Origin of the sequence: Lacinutrix venerupis, assembly GCF_001971745.1 — a bacterium.
Classification (GTDB): Bacteria; Bacteroidota; Bacteroidia; order Flavobacteriales; family Flavobacteriaceae; genus Lacinutrix; species Lacinutrix venerupis.
In genome coordinates this window covers 928,024-942,500 of the sequence record NZ_CP019352.1, presented here as the reverse complement: position 1 = coordinate 942,500, position 14,477 = coordinate 928,024, and the positions used below count along the sequence as shown (strand labels likewise).

Sequence of the window (14,477 nt, the reverse complement as noted above, 5' to 3'; positions counted from 1 at the left end):
CTAAAGAGCGTAAACCTTTATAAGCTATAGAAAAATTGAATTGTTTTGAAGTATTAACTGTAAAAAAAGCGTCTAATAACTGACCTTGCTCAAATGCAGATTTATACATTAACTCTGTTAACGGAGTTGGAACATGATAATAATTAATATCCTCAATCTCCATATAATTAAAGTGTCTGGCTCTTGCTCCAAACTGTGGCATTAAAGAAATACTTTCAAAATCCTGACTTAAAGTATTATATGTTTGCCCTATATTAGAGAAAGGCATTAAATTAAATTCATCCTTTCTAAGATAATTATACTTATACTCCTTTTGTATAGTAAGTGTTGTATCTACATATGTAGTATCGTTTTTATAAGATATAATTAAGTAGTCGGTAATTTTTGCATCTTTATTTTTTATTTTATCTATACTAGTACTTCTTGTGCTATTATTAGACAAACTATCGCTGCTACTACTTGAAATAGCATCTAGACTTTGACTATTATTTTGACTAAGTGTTCTTTTTGGTCGAGTTTGAGCAGTGCAAATGCTTACAAAACATATTAAAAAAAATGTAAAAATTATTTTATTCATTAAATGATATCTATTTTTAACCTTGCTAAGTAAACGCAGGTTAAAATTTAAAATTTTGTCAAAAATATGAAATATCTCTATTTGTTTGGCAAATAAAATTAGAAACGCAATCTATATTAAATAAAACTGTTTTTTGTTAAGAATACTATAAATGCTAAAATTAAAATTTTCAAAATTTAAACTAGAGTGTGGAACTGATGAAGCTGGAAGAGGCTGCCTTGCCGGACCTGTTACAGCAGCGGCTGTTATTTTACCTAATAACTTTAAAAACAATGTTTTAAACGACTCTAAAAAACTTTCTGAAATTAAACGTAATTTTTTAAAGCCTATTATAGAAGATAAAGCTATTTCTTTTGCTTTTACTCATGTTTTTGAAAATGAAATTGATGAAATTAATATTCTTAACGCATCAATATTAGCTATGCAACGCTCTATTTTAAAATTAAACCCTACTCCTGAATTTATTATTGTAGATGGAAATAGATTTAAACCTTTAAATGATATTTCTTTCGAAACTATTATAAAGGGAGATAGTAAGTTTTTAAGTATTGCCGCTGCTTCGGTTCTAGCAAAAACCTACCGAGATGAATATATGAATAAAATTCATGAAGAATATCCGATGTATAATTGGAAAAAAAATAAAGGCTACCCTACTAAAGAACACCGAGAAGCCATAAAAAAATATGGTATTACAAAATATCACAGAAAAAGCTTTAGGCTTTTACCCGAACAATTAAAATTAGAATTGTAATTTTGAATGTGCAAAAATCCCTCTATTATATAATGAAGCGTACTTATATTGTTTTAATTTTTTTAATTACACTAGTTGGTTGCAATACTATTAGCAATAAAAAAGCATCTATTTACGATTATATTCCTGATCAAGCTTCTATAATTGCGACTATAAATGATACAGAAAGCTTAGAAACTAACATTAACAACAACAATTTTATTAGTGGTATTTCTAAATCTTCTGTTTATAAAAATGTTTCAAAAAAATTAAATCATTTAAAATATATAAATACAGAAAATCCTATTATAATTTCTTTTCTAAAGGATGATAACGATAGTCTTCAATTTAGCATATCTACAAAGCAAATTAATAATTTATTTTTGCCAGATTCTTTTCCAAATCATAAAATTGAAACTTTAAAAATCGAAAATTATTCTGCAAAAAAAATTACCTTTAATAACGAAGAACTTTACACTATTTTTAAAGATAGTGTCGCTATTGCTGCATCAAGTAGCAAACTATTATTAAGCCTTTTAAACCAAAAAAAAGAGAATAAAAATTTAAAAAAAATTATTAATACTATAGATAAAAACAAACCAATTTCTTTAGTTTTAAGCAATACAAATAATAACTTAATATCTTCCTTTTTTTATTCTGAAACTCTTTCTTATAAAAATTTTAGCAATTACACTTCTGTTGATGCCGTAATCTCTCAAGATGAAATACTTTTTAACGGCATTACTAAAGCATCTGACTCTTCTGGAAAATTTATAAACGCTTTTAAAAACACCATTCCTCAAGAAAATGAATTAGCTAAGATTGCTCCTAATAATTGTGACGGCTTTTTAAGCTTTACTTTTAATAGTTTTAGCAGCTTTAAATCTAATTTAGATCGCTTAAACAAGAAAAATGATAGCACAATAAATACCTCATTATTCGATAACATTGTTGAAATCGGCACAATATTCTCTGCCGAAAATCAAGCTATAGTATTAAACTCTATAGATGTAATTTCTACTAAAGATAATCTTATTAGCGAACAAAACGAAGTTGATACTTATAGACAAATTCCTATTTTTGAATTTAGTAAACCAGATTTATTTGAAACTACTTTCTATCCATTTATACATTATAATAATATAGATTATTACTGTGTTATAGAACACTTTTTTGTATTTGCTAAAGACAAAGAAACTCTTGAAAATATTATTGCGAATTATCAAAATAAAACTACTTTAAGCAGTCGTGATTACTATAAAAATATAACTAAAAATCTAAGTAATGCCTCTTCAATTTTACAGGTGTTAAATAATGATAAATTAAAGGATTTAATAGATTTAAATTTAAACACGCATTTAGAAACTAATTTTAAAGATTACAAATTTTCCGCATTACAGTTTGTATACGATTCTCATTACGCCCATTTACACGGAGCGATAAAGAAAAATAAAATAAAAGCTGAAGCCAATGCTGTTACCGAACTTTTAAATATTAAACTAGATGCCGATTTATTAAACAATCCACAATTTGTAACCAACCATAGAACAAAACAAAAGGAAATTGTTGTACAAGACATCAACAATAAGCTATACTTAATTAGTAATGTTGGTAATATTCTTTGGAAAAAACAATTAAACGGTCCTGTTTTAGGCAATATAGAACAGATAGACATTTATAAAAATGGCAGACTACAATTAGCGTTTGCTACACCAAACAGAGTTTATTTATTAGATAGAACTGGTCGTGATGTAACTGGATATCCATTAAAATTTAATGATAAAATTACACAACCACTTTCGGTATTCGATTACGACAAAAGAAAGAACTACAGACTATTTGTTACACAAGGTAAAAATGTTCTATTATATGATGCTAAAGGCAAAACAGTTAAAGGTTTTAAATTCTCTTCGGCTAAAAACGAGATAAACCACCAACCTCAACATATAAGGATTGGAAATAAAGATTATATAATAATTAAAACAGATAAAAAACTTAACATATTAACAAGAAGAGGATTAACTAGAGTTAAAGTTAACTCAGATATAGAGTTTTCTAATGAAGCTGTTTTTAATTACAACAATACGTTTACAACAACGACTAACGATGGAAAAATAGTGAGTATCGACCAAAAAGGAAATGTAACAACTAAACCATTTAACTTGTCTAAAAATCATCATTTAGCAACAACAACCAAAACTTTAGTATCGCAAAGCGAAAACATTTTAAATATAAAAAGTAAAACACTTGAGCTAGATTTAGGAAATTACACAAAGCCAAAAATATTTTATTTAAACGATAAAATTTATGTTTCGGTTACAGATTTGCAATCTCAAAAAGTATTACTGTTTGATAGTCAAGCAAAATCTATTGAAAATTTCCCTGTATATGGAAACTCTACAATAGAGCTTGACAACATAGATAAAGATGCCAACTTAGAATTTATTACTAAAGGCGATAGTAATAATATTTTACTGTATGAAATAAATTAAATCTATTACTCTTTACGCCAAACAACTGTTTATTTTACAGTATCTCAATCTATTACAGCAAATTACAACATTTTTACAAAAAAAATGTTAACTTTAGACTGCTCCAAACATTAAGTTAATATAACACAAAACAAAAACTTATGAAAGCAGCTATTTTAGCTTTATTTTTCTTATTTACTTTAGCAAACTCTTGTGAAAATGATAATAAAGAAAGTATTAAATTATCCGAGCAAAATCACTTAACAGAAGCTCAATTATTTACCTTACACAAAAAAAACAGTGACGAAAGATACGAGAACACAACCTCTTTAGATTCTATTCCTATTGGAGGTGGAGATCCTCTACCGCCTTGCCCAGACAGTTCTTATACAGATTGTTGCCCTACATTAAGATATGTTACGTTTAAAAAAGGTACTGAAAATATTACAATTATATTACTAGATGAGAACAATAAAGAAGTGCAAAAGTTTACAGAATCTGATTTAGAAACCAACAAAGATGGAAGTTTAATATTTTCTTTAAAAAAATTAAAAGCATCTATATGTAATGGTGAAAATAAATTAAAAGTAAAATCTGGAAACAAAAAACCTTATGTTGTAAAGTTTAAATAAGATTATTCATAATAATGAAAAACATCTTATCTTCCATTTTCTTAATTATAACCTGCTTTAGTTTTTCGCAAGAAAAAAATAATGAGTTCGAGAAGTCTATTAAAACGCTACATAACAAAGCAATTTCTGTAGCCTTTAAAGATCAAGATTCCGGATATTTTTATTTACAAAAGAGCATTGCGCTTTCTAAGCAAAGAAAACATTGGCAATACGCAATGGATGCCTATTTTGAAAGTTATAACATAGCTTTTCATTATAATAACTTACACAAAAAAAAAATTATTTTAAAGAGCATAGATTCTTTATATAATAAACAAGAGCATTATTTTAATAAACTAGATAACACACTTAAATATAAAAACCATATAAACTATTATTATGGTTTTTATTTTTTTAGGCTAAACAATTACGATACATCAAAAAAATATTTTCAAAATATAATTGATGATACAGAAAACCAGGATAGTGAAACATTAAAAAAAAATAAAACTTTTTTATCTGTTGCATATAGCTACATTGCAAAAATGAATGCTGATGAAGGAAAACTATCTGAATCCAGCTCGTTATACCAAAAAAATATTAGACTATTAAAAAAAATAGACAGTACGAATAAAAGTTCTATTTTTTATAACTACAACTTACTTGCCGAAGTTTTAAAAAAAGAAAAAAAGCACACTGCATCCAATGCTTATTTTTTAAAATCTCTTGCATACCATATATCTAAAAACAGTCCAAATTCTATAATGTCTTCTAGTTTTAATATTTCAAAAAATTATATTGAATTATCTAAAATTGATTCCGCTAAATACTATTTAAATATTGCTAAAAAACATTTAAATAAAAACCATTTATACAATACGACTTATCATGAGTTAAACGCCCAAATTTATAGCCAAGAAAACAACTACAGCAAGGCTATTTTAGAACTAAATAAAGCTTTATATTTTTACAAAAACTACGCTACAACTGCAAAAAACAAAAATCAAAATTTAGGCTTAGCCTATACCAACATAGGCGAGTTGCAACAAAAATTTAACAAACCCAATCTAGCATTAAACAATTTTAGTACTGCCATACAATTTTTTAAAAATGATTCTATAAAATCGAGTATAAATAATATACACCTTTTAAAAACATTAAAATTAAAAGCAAACACATTAAATAATATTGGAGATTTTAAAAAAACTATAGCAACTGTAGATTACGCCTCTTCTATTTTAGATGAATTAAAACCAAGTTTTAAAAACAATAATGATAAGCTTTTTTTAATAGAAAATGCTTTTCCTTTATTTGAGTATGGAATAAACGCAGCTTACCAGCTAAACATAAAAAGTAAGAAAAACAATTATATTGAAAAAGCTTTTTTATATACCGAAAAAAGTAAAAGTGTTTTACTATTAGAAGCTTTATTAAACAGTAAAGCTACAGAGTATGCAAATATTCCTATAAAAATATTAGAAGAAGAAGAAATATTAAAAAATGAAATTACAAGTTTAGAAAAAAAAATTAACAGTAATAAAAACGAAACTCTAGAAGATGAGCTCTTCAATTTAAAAATTAAACATCGCAAATTTGTTGAAAAACTTGAAACAGATTATAAAAATTATTATAATTTAAAATACAACTTTCAAGCTATTACATTAAACGAAACAAAGAAAATGCTTAACAATAACGAGCAACTTATATCTTATTTCTTTGGAGAAAACGCTTTATACACTATTTCTGTTTCTAGAAATAATAATCAATTAATAAAAACATCTTTAAATTCTAATATTAAAAGCGATATAGAATTAACATACAGAATGCTTAGTAACCCAAAGTCTAATTTAAACCAGCTAAAAAATCGACTTAAAACATTACACAAAAACACTATTGCTCCAATTTCTTTAATGCATAAAAATTTAATTATTATTCCAGATGGATTATTAAATTATATTCCGTTTGCTACATTAATAGACAATAACTCTAAGTATTTAATAGAAAATCATACTATTAGTTATATAAATTCCGCAACCTTATTAAAGCAGTTGCAAAGCAAACAAATAAATAACCATAATTTATTAGCTTTTGCTCCAAGCTTTAGCAACAACAACTCTTTATTACCTTTACCTAACAATAAAAAGGAAGCAGACAATTGTTTAAATTATTTTAAGGGAAGTGCTTTAAAAAACGAAAATGCTACCTTAACTAAATTCAATACAGAAAGTCCTAAATATAGTATTTTACATTTGGCAACTCATGCTGTTTTTAATGATTATAATCCCGAATATTCTTTTTTAGCCTTTTCGGAAAATCCAGGAAAAGAAAACTTACTTTACACTAAAGATCTTTATAATCTTAAATTAAATGCAGACTTAGTAACATTAAGTGCATGCGAAAGTGGTATTGGAGAATTAAAACGTGGAGAAGGTTTAATGAGTTTAGCACGTGGCTTTTATTTTAGTGGCGCAAAAAGTATTGCTAGTACTTTATGGAAAATTAACGATGCTTCTGCTACAAATTTAATGGATAATTTTTATTTAAACCTATCTAAAGGTAGTACCAAAAACAGTGCTTTACAAAAAGCGCAAGTTAATTTTATAAACAATAATAGAGACAATGCACTTAACCATCCTTATTATTGGGCTGGCTTTATTATTTCTGGAAATATTGTTGCCTTAAATACTACAAATTACTGGCTCTGGATTGGCATAGCTACTGCTTTAGCTTTATTACTTCTACTCTATCTAAAGCGTAAAAATTAGTGTAATTCTTTTAAAAGTGCTTCAGCCTTAAATTTGTTGTAATTAAAATTCTCGGTTAATACTCTTAATTGGTTGGTAGCCTCTATTTTATTTTTTTCTTTAATTGCTATTAAAGCCAAATACCAGTGTGACTCTGCAACAAATGTGCTGTTTTTATTAATAATATTATTAAATATATTTTTCGCCTCCTTTAAATTGCCTATTTCTAAATACGCTTGAGCTTTGTAAAAAGCTTGATAAGGTTTTTGTTCTTCTATAGGAATAATTTTAAAATTAGATATTGCATTATCAAAGTCTCCAGCCTCGTACGCCACAAAAGCTTTACGCTCGAAAGAATCAATAGTATCGCTTCGTGTTATTGGAAATTCGGTATTAGGATAATTACTAAAATTAGCATCGTACAAACTGTTATAATTTACACCAAAAAAAGAATTGTATCCAAACCAACTTGCTCCAAGAAAAAATACTATTGATGCAGCAATACGCCAATTAAATTTTGATTTTTTCTTAAAAGTTTCAGTTGCAGAAATATCTGTTTCAAAAGTTTTTAGTTTTTCTTTTAGCTTATTTGAATTCTCTTTTTTAATTGCTTGTTTTAAATTGTTTTCAAATTCAAAATCAGCTTTAAATTTTGCATCACTTTCTAAACGCTTATTAAAGACTATTAATTCGTCTTCGTTTAAACTATTAGAAAAATATCGATATAGTAAATCTTCGTTAGTCATTATTAGTTGCTATTAATACGTTCTTTAAGAGTTTTCATGCAACGCGACTTTGCGCTCTTAATTACGTTTTCGTTATTATAATTCCCTTGTTCTAAAATGTCTTTTATTGTAAAACCTCTATAATAAAACAGGTTTAATAACTCTTGACATTGTTTTCCTAAACTTGAAAAATGCTTTCGCAATAATTCTTGTTCGTGAGTTAAAGCTTGTTCTTCAATTTCAAACGTTTCTAGTAATTTATCATCATCTCTAACAATAGATAAGTCGAAGTTTGAGCCTACCTTTTTGTTATTCTTTTTCATCTTATCAAAAATTAAATACTTACCTACACTAAATAAATATGTAGATATACTACTAGTTAACGTTTCTATTTTACCAGACATTATATTATTATAAAAAATAACATAGGCATCTTGATAAATATCTACCACATCGTCTTGTGGCAAATTGTATCGCCTTGCAAAATTTATAAACTTATCTCTATTCTCTTCATACACTTTTCTAAGTGCTTTATCCGAACCTTGTTTTAAATCTTCCAGGATAATATGCTCTTGTTGGTTTATCATTTAATGGTATTGCGCTTTAAAAGGTTAACAGATGCTTAGCTAAATTAACTTTTTTTAAATAAAAAAGACAATCTGTTAACCTTTTCTTTTTTAATGCATTAAGAAGTAAACAAATTAAACTTTTTAATATGAAAACTTTAAAAATAATTTTAGCAATACTTGCCTTTGCCTTTTCGGTATTTGCCATTGCACAAGAAAAAAAAGCAGATTCTACGCTTGTAAAAAAAGACAATTTATTAGACATGGGAGCCAATGTTATATCACAGGTTTTTGGTTCTAATTTAGATGGAAATACAGACGGAAAAACCATTGGCTATTTAGAACTTTTAGAAAAATCTGATTTATCTGAAGCCGAAAAAACAGAATACAAAAACCTATACCATATACAAGCAAAAGATCTTACTCAAAAACAAAAAGATTCTTTAGGTAAAGCTATTGAGAAAAGGATTCTTGAAGCAAAAGAAACAGACGATTAATTAAAATATAAACACGTTTTAAAATGAAAACTTTACAAACATTATTAACCATTATTATAATTGCATTTAGCACAACTACTAATGCTCAAATTTGGAAAAAATTATCTAAAAAAGCCGAGAAAGCTGTAGAAAACACTTTAGAAAAAAAGGTTGAAGAAAAGGCAGAACGCGAAACAGACAAAGCTTTCGACTCTACATTTAATAATTCAAAAAAAAGTAAAACAAAAAATAATAAAACTAGTGGCAAGTTATTTGGCATGTCTAACGCTATTCCAGAAAACTCATATCAATTTAGCCATAAATATATTATGGAAATAAGCGATGGTAAAAAACCTCTAAATATGACCTATTATCTTAATAAATCTAACAACTACTTAGGCTTCGAAATTCCGGATTTAAAAAATAAAACAATTACAGTAATGGATTTAGAAAAAGAAGTCATGTTTATGTTTATGGATAATAAAGGAGACAAAACATTAATGTCCATGAATATGAATTTGGATAAAATAACAAATGATGCTATTGAAGACACAGAATATTCTGTAACAGCAACAGGTAATACAAAAACAATATTAGGTTACACCTGCAAAGAGTATAATGTAAAAGGTAAAGATTTACATGGCAATGTTTGGGTTACAGAAAATGCAGGAGTTTCATTTTCTAAAACTTTTTACAGAACAAAACAAAAAAAAGGAATGGACCAAACCTGGATGTCTTTAGTTAATGGCTTACCAATGGAAATGAAAATAACAGACACTTCTAGAAGAAAAGCAAAAACCACAACCATGAACTGTGTTTTATTAAAGGAAGAAAATTTCTCAATAAACACAACTAACTATAAAAAAATAATGTAATCACACATCAATTAAATAATAATAATCATGAATATACAAACCACATACAACAATAGTACTCTAAAATTAATAATCACTACAACCTTATTCTTTATTATATTAATAAGTACTGCACAAGAAAGTTTTACCGCTAAAACTCAAGGCAACTTTTTTGCTAATGGAACAATTGGTGTAATTTCTACAAACGAAAAATCTAAAATTGGAGGCACTACAAACGATGTAGGCTCAACATTTCAAGTTACAGGAACACCAAGATTAGGTTATTTTATTACAGATAAAATTACTGCTGGATTAGAACTTGAAGTAAGAACTAGCACTAGTAAAATAGAAGGTTTTGACGGAGAAACCACTTCTAATGTTCTTTCTGCCGGACCATTTGCTCGATATTATTTTGACATAGGAGTTTTTGCAGAAGTTACAGCTGCTATTGGTACATCTAAAACCACATCTGCTTTTGGAGACATGCAATCTAGCATTTTTGCTTTACGTGGCACTGCAGGATATTCCTTTTTTATAGGCGATCATGTAGCCATAGAACCTGCAATAAATTATACAAGTCAAAGTCAAAAACCCAAAGGAAGCTCTGGAGACAATAAAATTATTTTAAACACCATTTATTTTAGTGTTGGTTTTACGGCTTATTTTTAAAAACACTATATCAATTTTTATTTTCCCTTTATAACTATTAAATAGATTTCATTTTTAGGTTAGTTTGTTAAAGAGTCGAAGTTAAAACTTCGGCTCTTTTTCTTTTTGTTTATAACCTTTAGCAAAGCTTAAATGCAATTATTTTTATTTTTTTTAGTCTTTATGTTAACCTTTTTTTCTTGATAACATTAAATGGTAAATAAACTATTAATCACATTTTAAAATTAAAATCATGAAAACAATTTCAACAACAATTTCAACAACAAAATATTTTCTATTAGCTTTATTAGTAGCTTTTAGTTTCTCATGTTCTCCAGAAGATGGTGAAGATGGAGCCATTGGTCCTGCAGGACCTGCCGGAGCAAATGGTGTAGATGGTAATGCCAATGTGCAAACATTAACTTTTGATGCTACTACTTTTGCAGGTTCTTATGATTCTGTAGCAATAACAGAACTTACACAAGATGTAATAGATAACGATGTTGTATTAAGCTATTTAACAGAGGACAACTCTGTATGGGTTCCAATACCTTGTCCTTACGATACTATTGCCTTTAACTTTTCTGTACATGTCACACTTTATGATGGTGGAATGGACTTAGATTACCAAGATGCATCAGGTTCTGCCTATACCGTTACAGCCGGAAACTTACAAACTCTTAAAGTTGTTATTATAGAATCTACAAGTACAACAGCAGGAAAAACTAATAACGGTAAACAACAAATTTACAATGAGCTTGCTCAAGCTGGTATAGATATTAAAGATTATCAAGCTGTTTGCGACTATTATGGTATTGCATATTAATTACTAATTTTCTTTAAATTTAAAAACCGAAGGCAAAAGTCTTCGGTTTTTTTTATTCCTTTTTTCTACTTAAATGTTTACTATTGTACTTCATTTTCAATCTTATTTTTTACAATGATTAATCGTAACCAAGCAAGTATTTCAAAATTTATAATTCATAAAGTAGGTAATAAACATAACGACACAAAAAATGCATTTTCAGATAAAGAAGTACATTTTGATGAAGAAAGCTACGAACTTATGTTGCCTTTTCTATTAAGACCATTTGGTAGTGCAGTACAAAGCTACCGTTTTAACCATCATGCCAATGTAGAGTTAAACGAAATTAATGCTTACGCTAAAACTATTTTTAACGATGATGATGCTTTTGTAGAAACATCAAAAAATATAGTAAAACACTTATACGAGCAAAGCAACTCTGCACAAATAAAAACTGGAGATGTTTTAGTGGCTATTTTTGAAGGTATAGAATATAAAGAAATGGCTACTAACGCTATTGGTATTTTTAAAATTGAAAATAAAATAAATTTCTTTCAAACCTATTTAGAAGACAATAGTTATGATGTTTTGGTACAAAAAGGAATCTCGTCTAAAAAAGTAGACAAAGGTTGCTTAATATTAAACCAAACAGATATGGAAGGTAATATTGTTTTAAGTGTAGACAATAACAGCTACGATGCACAATATTGGCTAGAAAAGTTCCTAAATATTAAGTATGCCGATGATATGAATAATCACACACACAATTACTTGAACATGTGTAGTGAATTTTCTACTGAAATTTTAAAGCCTAGTTATGGAGAGCAAGAACGAAATATATTTCTTGCAAAAACAATAGACTATTTTAAAGAGAACGAGATAATTAACGTCGAAAATTTTAAAGAAGAAATTTTTACCGAGGAATCTCACATTCGACTTTTCGAAGATTTTAAAAAAGAATACGAAGGTGAACAAAACATTTTACTACGCAACCAATTTGATTTAGCCGAAGCTGTAGTAAAAAAGGACAAGAAGAAAATAAAAACTGATATTAAACTCGATACTAATATTCAAATAAAATTAGATATAGACGCACCAGACGCCGCTAGCGAATACTTAGAACGTGGTTATGACGAAGAAAAGAAAATGCATTATTATAAAGTATTTTTTAATGCAGAAGGATAAAATGTATTTTTATTAAAATAAACATTAATGTTTAAAATCGTACATTTAAAAAATGAACTCCTTTACATTTAACCACATAGCACTTTCTGTAAAAGATGTAGATCAATCTATAACATTTTATCAAAAAGTATTTAATTTAAAAGAAATTAAAAACACAGCTTCTAGCTCTAAAACAAGATGGCTTTCTCTTGGAGAAGGCAAAGAGTTACATTTAATTCCACGTCCAAAAGACGAAATAAAAATTAGTAAAGCTGTACATTTTGCATTAAACACTACAAACATAGAACGCTTTGTTTTACATTTAGAGCATTTAAATATTAAATATTTTAATTGGGTAGACGAGCCAAATAAAATTTACGTTAGAAACGATGGTGTTAAGCAAGTTTACTTTAAAGATCCAAACGGCTATTGGGTTGAAGTTAATAATGCCAAATAAATACCATATATTTACGAAATGACTACATTATAAACGCTAATAATTAGTCATTTTTTTTTGCTATAAATCACTTAATTTTAAATTCCTAATCTAAAAACCATAATGAAAAAACTACTTATTCTAAGCTTATTACTAATAGTACAATTAAGCTTCTCCCAATCTACTACCAATTTAAATGTTAGCGAAAGTGCAGAATATAAAGACAAAGTAAAATCTTTAGATGTCTTAACAATACATACTAATAATTCTGGCGAAACAGGAATTGTAAGAAACGCAAAAAGAGATTTCCTTTTCGATATTTTCGATAGTAATCTCAATAAAACATTTTCTAAAGTTGTAGAAAGCGATAAAAAAGAAACTTATGTTGGTGATCTATTTTATAACAATACCATAAAACTATTTACCGTATTTGCACCTAAAAAAGACGAACGCATTGTTTACTGTCATACTTTAAATTTAAACACAAAATCTTATAATAAATCTACAATATTTAGCACTACTGTCGAGAAAAAACAAAGTTTATTTGGCTCCAGAAAAAACCACAATACCAGTTTTGCATTATCTAACAATGGTAAATATTTTGCCATAGCTACAGATAATATTAGAAAACACAAAAACTCATACACTATTCGTGTATTTGATGCAGAAACCGAAAAACTAATTTATACAAAAGCATACCAAGAAAGCGAAAAGAAAAACTTCGAACATAACGATTTACATATAGACAATAACGGCACAGTATATTCTTTAGGAAAACTATATTTAAAAGGACGCTCTAATAAAAAGTTTAATGGAGACGCTAATTACAAGTTTGTTTTAAACAAAATAACAAAAGACAGTAATACAGAGTTAGCATTAGAATTAAAAGACGAACATATACAATCCCTTAGTATTTCAGAAAACAATAATCAATTACATTTAATGGGATTCTATTCAGAATTAAATGTAGGACGAATAAAAGGTGGGTGCGATTTTGTTATAGACACTAATAATTTTAGTGTAAAATCTAAAAAAGCACAAGCCTTACCTAAACAAGTTTACGAAGATTTATATGGCTACAGAACCGCTAAAAGAAAAAACAAGAAAAAGAAAGAACTAAGAAATTTTTACATAGATTATGTTTTAACAGATAGTAAAGGAGGTACTTTTTTAATTGCCGAAGAGTTTTATATTACTCAAGTTTATGTACAAACTGGAATGTCTGGTGGTTATTGGCAAACAACTTACCATTACGACGATATTTTAATATTAAAATTTAGCCCAAGTGGAGAGCTAGCTTGGGGAAGAAGCATTTTTAAGAGAGCAAATGTACCATCTTATAACACTTTTTTAAAAAATGACAAGTTACATGTTGTATTAAACTCTGGTAAGAATCTTACAGAAAAAAACGACGGCAGAACAAAAGTATCTAAAGGATGGTTTGAATCTTCTGCACTATACGATTTTGAATACACTACAAACGGAGAAGTTTCATACAATAAAATACAAGACAATAGAGGTAACACCTATTATTTACCAAACTATGGTACTTTTGAGTTAGATAAATTTATTATGATGAGCGACGGTAGAAAGAAAAAAACTTTTATGACTTTAGAGTAAGCAAATAATTATTTAACACTGCAAACACCTATTTTCAACAATTTGATATT

14 protein-coding genes (1 of these 14 running past the window's edge) are annotated in these 14,477 nt (G+C 27.5%); 11 read left to right on the top strand and 3 right to left on the bottom strand.

Translation table 11 applies throughout. From position 1 onward, the window contains the following. Positions 1-577, bottom strand: partial view of a putative porin gene (locus BWR22_RS04305; RefSeq protein WP_076732199.1) — the start only. 1,421 nt of this gene lie to the left of the window's left edge; the window shows 577 of its 1,998 coding nt (coding positions 1-577); its start codon is at positions 575-577; the stop codon falls past the left edge of the window. A 151-nt stretch (positions 578-728) separates the two neighbouring features. Between BWR22_RS04305 and BWR22_RS04300 the strand changes: the two genes are divergently transcribed. The 4 genes from BWR22_RS04300 to BWR22_RS04285 all read left to right on the top strand — a co-directional run bounded on the left by BWR22_RS04300 (position 729) and on the right by BWR22_RS04285 (position 7,154). Continuing rightward, the gene (locus BWR22_RS04300) at positions 729-1,328 is read left to right on the top strand and encodes a ribonuclease HII (protein ID WP_076732198.1); all 600 of its coding nucleotides are present in this window, start codon (positions 729-731) and stop codon (positions 1,326-1,328) included. Positions 1,329-1,360: 32 nt separating this feature from the next. Next, positions 1,361-3,799 carry a DUF3352 domain-containing protein gene (locus BWR22_RS04295; protein WP_076732197.1) on the top strand — a complete coding sequence of 813 codons (2,439 nt, stop codon included), beginning with the start codon at positions 1,361-1,363 and terminating at the stop codon, positions 3,797-3,799. A gap of 140 nt (positions 3,800-3,939) precedes the next feature. Beyond that, positions 3,940-4,410: a hypothetical protein gene (locus BWR22_RS04290; protein ID WP_076732196.1), complete on the top strand. Its 471-nt coding sequence runs from the start codon at positions 3,940-3,942 to the stop codon at positions 4,408-4,410. Positions 4,411-4,424: 14 nt separating this feature from the next. Further along, positions 4,425-7,154 carry a CHAT domain-containing protein gene (locus BWR22_RS04285; protein ID WP_076732195.1) on the top strand — a complete coding sequence of 910 codons (2,730 nt, stop codon included), beginning with the start codon at positions 4,425-4,427 and terminating at the stop codon, positions 7,152-7,154. On the opposite strand, the gene BWR22_RS04280 is transcribed toward BWR22_RS04285, so the two are convergent. Next, positions 7,151-7,879, bottom strand: coding sequence for a tetratricopeptide repeat protein (locus BWR22_RS04280; RefSeq protein ID WP_076732194.1), 729 nt, complete (start codon positions 7,877-7,879; stop codon positions 7,151-7,153). The two genes, BWR22_RS04285 and BWR22_RS04280, sit on opposite strands and share 4 nt — an antisense overlap. A 2-nt stretch (positions 7,880-7,881) precedes the next feature. Next, positions 7,882-8,445: an RNA polymerase sigma factor gene (locus BWR22_RS04275; RefSeq protein ID WP_076732193.1), complete on the bottom strand. Its 564-nt coding sequence runs from the start codon at positions 8,443-8,445 to the stop codon at positions 7,882-7,884. 128 nt (positions 8,446-8,573) lie between these two features. Here BWR22_RS04275 and BWR22_RS04270 point away from each other — a divergent pair, with 128 nt between their 5' ends. The 7 genes from BWR22_RS04270 to BWR22_RS04240 all read left to right on the top strand — a co-directional run bounded on the left by BWR22_RS04270 (position 8,574) and on the right by BWR22_RS04240 (position 14,427). Further along, positions 8,574-8,921, top strand: a complete 348-nt coding sequence (locus tag BWR22_RS04270) for a hypothetical protein (protein WP_076732192.1) — start codon at positions 8,574-8,576, stop codon at positions 8,919-8,921. Positions 8,922-8,944: 23 nt separating this feature from the next. Beyond that, entirely contained in the window at positions 8,945-9,775 is an 831-nt protein-coding gene (locus BWR22_RS04265) for a DUF4412 domain-containing protein (RefSeq protein ID WP_076732191.1), read from the top strand. 27 nt (positions 9,776-9,802) lie between these two features. Beyond that, positions 9,803-10,423, top strand: coding sequence for an autotransporter domain-containing protein (locus tag BWR22_RS04260; protein ID WP_076732190.1), 621 nt, complete (start codon positions 9,803-9,805; stop codon positions 10,421-10,423). 232 nt (positions 10,424-10,655) lie between these two features. After that, on the top strand, positions 10,656-11,228 hold the full coding sequence (locus tag BWR22_RS04255) for a hypothetical protein (protein WP_076732189.1): 573 nt from the start codon (positions 10,656-10,658) through the stop codon (positions 11,226-11,228). A 114-nt stretch (positions 11,229-11,342) separates the two neighbouring features. Continuing rightward, the gene (locus BWR22_RS04250; protein ID WP_076732188.1) at positions 11,343-12,392 is read left to right on the top strand and encodes a nucleoid-associated protein; all 1,050 of its coding nucleotides are present in this window, start codon (positions 11,343-11,345) and stop codon (positions 12,390-12,392) included. A gap of 52 nt (positions 12,393-12,444) precedes the next feature. After that, positions 12,445-12,828 carry a VOC family protein gene (locus tag BWR22_RS04245; protein WP_076732187.1) on the top strand — a complete coding sequence of 128 codons (384 nt, stop codon included), beginning with the start codon at positions 12,445-12,447 and terminating at the stop codon, positions 12,826-12,828. 102 nt (positions 12,829-12,930) lie between these two features. After that, positions 12,931-14,427, top strand: a complete 1,497-nt coding sequence (locus BWR22_RS04240) for a hypothetical protein (RefSeq protein ID WP_076732186.1) — start codon at positions 12,931-12,933, stop codon at positions 14,425-14,427. Positions 14,428-14,477 lie beyond the last annotated feature (50 nt).

Excerpts from the sequence above, each read along its gene's own strand:
- BWR22_RS04260 (WP_076732190.1), top strand. The coding sequence starts at position 9,803 with ATGAATATACAAACCACATACAACAATAGTACTCTAAAATTAATAATC.
- BWR22_RS04295 (WP_076732197.1), top strand. The coding sequence starts at position 1,361 with ATGAAGCGTACTTATATTGTTTTAATTTTTTTAATTACACTAGTTGGT.
- BWR22_RS04270 (WP_076732192.1), top strand. The coding sequence starts at position 8,574 with ATGAAAACTTTAAAAATAATTTTAGCAATACTTGCCTTTGCCTTTTCG.
- BWR22_RS04285 (WP_076732195.1), top strand. The coding sequence starts at position 4,425 with ATGAAAAACATCTTATCTTCCATTTTCTTAATTATAACCTGCTTTAGT.
- BWR22_RS04240 (WP_076732186.1), top strand. The coding sequence starts at position 12,931 with ATGAAAAAACTACTTATTCTAAGCTTATTACTAATAGTACAATTAAGC.
- BWR22_RS04265 (WP_076732191.1), top strand. The coding sequence starts at position 8,945 with ATGAAAACTTTACAAACATTATTAACCATTATTATAATTGCATTTAGC.
- BWR22_RS04255 (WP_076732189.1), top strand. The coding sequence starts at position 10,656 with ATGAAAACAATTTCAACAACAATTTCAACAACAAAATATTTTCTATTA.
- BWR22_RS04280 (WP_076732194.1), bottom strand. The coding sequence starts at position 7,879 with ATGACTAACGAAGATTTACTATATCGATATTTTTCTAATAGTTTAAAC.
- BWR22_RS04290 (WP_076732196.1), top strand. The coding sequence starts at position 3,940 with ATGAAAGCAGCTATTTTAGCTTTATTTTTCTTATTTACTTTAGCAAAC.
- BWR22_RS04300 (WP_076732198.1), top strand. The coding sequence starts at position 729 with ATGCTAAAATTAAAATTTTCAAAATTTAAACTAGAGTGTGGAACTGAT.
- BWR22_RS04245 (WP_076732187.1), top strand. The coding sequence starts at position 12,445 with ATGAACTCCTTTACATTTAACCACATAGCACTTTCTGTAAAAGATGTA.
- BWR22_RS04250 (WP_076732188.1), top strand. The coding sequence starts at position 11,343 with ATGATTAATCGTAACCAAGCAAGTATTTCAAAATTTATAATTCATAAA.
- BWR22_RS04275 (WP_076732193.1), bottom strand. The coding sequence starts at position 8,445 with ATGATAAACCAACAAGAGCATATTATCCTGGAAGATTTAAAACAAGGT.